Consider the following 1,193-nt stretch of genomic DNA (forward strand, 5'->3'; position numbering starts at 1 on the left):
GTTCCTGTCGTGGGCGAGCCTGCGGGAACGGGGCGCGCGCCTGCACGAGCAGGACCCGGCCGTGCTGGAGAAGCTGACCGACGCCGTCGAGCCGCACCAGCCCGTCGCGATGATGTACACCTCGGGCACCACCGGCGATCCGAAGGCGGTGGTCCTCAGCCACTACAACGTGCTGTACGAGGCGGTGGCGCTCAACCGCGCCGTCCCCGTGGACAAGCACCAGCCCGCCATCGCCTACCTGCCGCTGGCGCACATCGCCGAGCGCGAGCTGGCCATCTACCGGGCGCTGTACGAGGCCACCCACATCTACGTCTGCGCCGACCCCGGCCAGGTCGTGGGCACCCTCGCCACGGTCCGGCCGACGTCGTTCTTCGGCGTGCCGCGGGTGTGGGAGAAGATCGCGGGCGGCCTGCGGGCCGCGCTCGCGTCGATGCCCGAAGGCGATCGGGCCGGGGCGCTGCCGACGATCGTGCACCAGCTCGGGCTGGACCAGATCACCTGGCCGGTCAGCGGATCCGCCCCGCTGGCCGCGCCGGTGCGCGAGTTCCTCGCCTCCGCCGGGATCGACGTGCTCGAGGTGTGGGGGATGAGCGAGACCACCGGGTGCGCCACGGCCAACACCCCGGGCGACGCCAAGCCCGGCACGGTCGGCAGGCCGCTGCCGGGGGTGGAGGTGCGGATCGCCGAAGACGGCGAGATCTTCGTCCGCGGGCCGATCGTGTTCCTCGGCTACCTGCAGCCCGACGGCACGATCCGGAAGGAAACCGACGAGGACGGCTGGCTGGCCACCGGTGACATCGGCACCCTCGACGAGGACGGCTTCCTCACCATCACCGACCGCAAGAAGGAGCTGATCATCACCTCGAGCGGGAAGAACGTCGCCCCCACCAAGATCGAGGGGCTGCTCCGCGCCCATCCGCTGGTGGGGTACGCGCTCGCGGTGGGGGACCGGCGGCCCTACCTGACGGCGCTGATCACGCTCGACGAGGAGACCGCGCCGGGCTGGGCCGCGGCGCGGGGAATCACCGGGACGGCGGCCGGGCTCGCCGCGCACCCTGCCGTCCGCGCCGAACTCGACGCGCTCGTGGAGGAGGTCAACGGCAAACTGGCCCGGGCCGAGCAGATCAAGAAGTACCGGGTGCTGCCCTCGGCGTGGTCACCGGAGACCGGTGAGCTCACGCCCACCCTGAAAC

At 72.1% G+C, this 1,193-nt stretch carries 1 protein-coding gene; it reads left to right on the plus strand.

What is annotated here, in order from left to right; all coding sequences use genetic code 11:
- Positions 1-1,193 (plus strand): AMP-dependent synthetase/ligase (locus tag FNH05_RS37525; RefSeq protein WP_144593562.1); only part of this gene is annotated, 1,193 nt, incomplete at both ends.

The sequence above is a fragment of the Amycolatopsis rhizosphaerae genome (assembly GCF_007713715.1).
In the GTDB taxonomy this organism is placed as follows: Bacteria; Actinomycetota; Actinomycetes; order Mycobacteriales; family Pseudonocardiaceae; genus Amycolatopsis_E; species Amycolatopsis_E rhizosphaerae.